This window comes from Aeromonas sp. R3-1, from assembly GCF_040908345.1.
GTDB classification, from domain to species: domain Bacteria; phylum Pseudomonadota; class Gammaproteobacteria; order Enterobacterales; family Aeromonadaceae; genus Aeromonas; species Aeromonas veronii.
Genome location: NZ_JBFODN010000221.1, coordinates 1 through 1930, shown reverse-complemented (window position 1 = coordinate 1930; position 1930 = coordinate 1). Strand labels below are relative to the sequence as shown.

The 1930-nt window shown below is 57.5% G+C and carries 3 protein-coding genes; 2 read left to right on the top strand and 1 reads right to left on the bottom strand.

Features of this window, described 5'->3' with window-relative positions:
• Positions 1 to 3: 3 nt before the first annotated feature.
• Positions 4 to 210 (bottom strand): YaeP family protein, encoded by a 207-nt coding sequence (locus tag AB5Y85_RS14430; RefSeq protein WP_019445841.1) that lies wholly within the window; start codon positions 208 to 210, stop codon positions 4 to 6.
• A gap of 129 nt (positions 211 to 339) precedes the next feature.
• On the opposite strand from AB5Y85_RS14430, the gene AB5Y85_RS14425 reads away from it, so the two are divergent.
• Positions 340 to 1242 carry a DMT family transporter gene (locus AB5Y85_RS14425; protein ID WP_257687992.1) on the top strand — a complete coding sequence of 301 codons (903 nt, stop codon included), beginning with the start codon at positions 340 to 342 and terminating at the stop codon, positions 1240 to 1242.
• A gap of 103 nt (positions 1243 to 1345) precedes the next feature.
• On the top strand, positions 1346 to 1930 hold a 585-nt coding region (locus tag AB5Y85_RS14420), incomplete at its 3' end, for a riboflavin synthase subunit alpha (RefSeq protein ID WP_368221628.1).

Genomic DNA, 1930 nt, shown 5'->3' with positions numbered 1-1930 from the left:
GGATCAAGCGTCTTCGTGATCGCTGATCAGCAGGTTGGCAGCGGCATAGGCAGCCTGCTCGCGCAGCTCGGCGGGTACCCGCTCATCAGCGGCGACCGCGTTGAGGGCGCGGATAGCGGCGGCGATGGCCTTCGGCACATAGCCCTGCTCGCCGGAGCCAATCTGGTTATAGGCGATACGGATCGCTTCACAGCACTCATAAACCATCATGATTTGCTTCCTTGAAAGTAAAAAGGCGAGCAAATATAGCGGTTTTGCTCCCATTTTGTCAGTCTCGCGGTTGTAATTTGCGGCAAGCCCGTTAGTTTGGTTACCCCCTTTCCTGTTTCGGCCTCTTTGATGCTGCTCTCTTCGCGCAATTCACTGGCGATCTTTCTGACGCTGTTTGCTCTTCTCGCCCTGACGCTTAAGGATGGCGCGGACAAATATCTGGTACTCCATGGCTACTCCGTGATGGAGATGGTCTGGTTTCGCTTCTTTGTTCCTTTCCTCGGTCTGCTGCTGTTGTTGCCAAGGCGCACCATGTCGGCGCTGCTGGCGGTGGATCGCTGGCTATTGTTGCGCTCGCTGCTGTTTCTGGTCTGTGCGCTGGTCTCGGTGATTGCGCTGGCCCATGTACCGCTCAACGTCTACACCATCATTTGCCAGCTTGGTTCGCTGGCCTTCGTGGTGGCGGGTGTGATCTTTTTCAGGGAGCGTCTGACCCGGACCAAGGTGGCGGCCGTGCTGTTGGGGTTGTTTGGCGTGCTGGTGGTGACCCATCCCGACGGGGGCGACGCGAACCTCTACTATCTGCTGCCACTGGTCATTGTACTGGCCAACACCGGCTACAACCTCATCACCAAGCTGGTGGATCCACGTTTGACCACCCTCGATATCCTAATCGTCACCTGCTTCATGCTGGGGATGGTGGCAATGGTCGCACTCTGCTGGCAGCCTGCACTGTGGCGCAACCCTGGGCTTGCCGACTGGCCCTATCTGCTGGCGCTACCGGTGGTGACCCTGCTCTCCCAATATTGCCTTATCAAGGCGATGCAGTATGCGCAGGCCTCTACTCTGGCGCCCTTCTTCTATTTCCAGATCTTTTTTTCTACCCTCTGCGGCTATCTGATGTTTGGTGAAATGCCGACCCTCAGTAGTATGGCGGGGTGTCTACTCATCGTGCTGGCTGGCATAGTGGTCATTCATTCCCAGCGCCGGGCTCGTGTGCTGGCGCGGTCTGAGGCGGCGGAGCAGGTGTGACAGTTTGTACGAAACGAATTGTGTAAAAAACGGATTATGTAAAAGAAGCGGCCACAGGCCGCGATAAAAAACAGAGCGTGTTACCAGAAACAAAGAGGTGATGATGTTTACCGGAATTGTGCAAGGTGTGGCCGAACTGGTCGCCATCGAAGAGAGTGCTTCATTTCGTACCCACGTGATCCGCATGCCAAGCTCGGCGTGGGGGGAAGGGCTGGCCCTCGGCGCCTCGGTCGCTCACAACGGCTGCTGCCTGACCGTTACCCGGGTAGAGGGTGAGCTGGTCAGCTTCGAGCTGATGCAGGAGACTCTGCGTCTCACCAACCTCGGCCTGTTGCAGGTGGGGGACAAGGTCAATGTGGAGCGGGCTGCCCGCTTTGGTGACGAGATCGGCGGTCATGCCATGTCTGGCCATATCATCGGCATGGCAGAGGTTACCTCGGTGATCGACACACCCAACAACCGTCAGGTGTGGTATCGCCTTGCTCCCGAGCTGATGAAATATGTGCTGACCAAGGGATACATCGGTATCGACGGCATCAGTCTGACCATAGGTGAGGTGCGCGAGCGGGAGTTCTGCGTCCACCTGATCCCCGAAACCCTGGCCCGCACCAACCTGGGTTGGGTCAAGGCTGGCTGGCAGACCAATATCGAGATCGATCCCCAGACTCAGGCCATCGTCGATACGGTG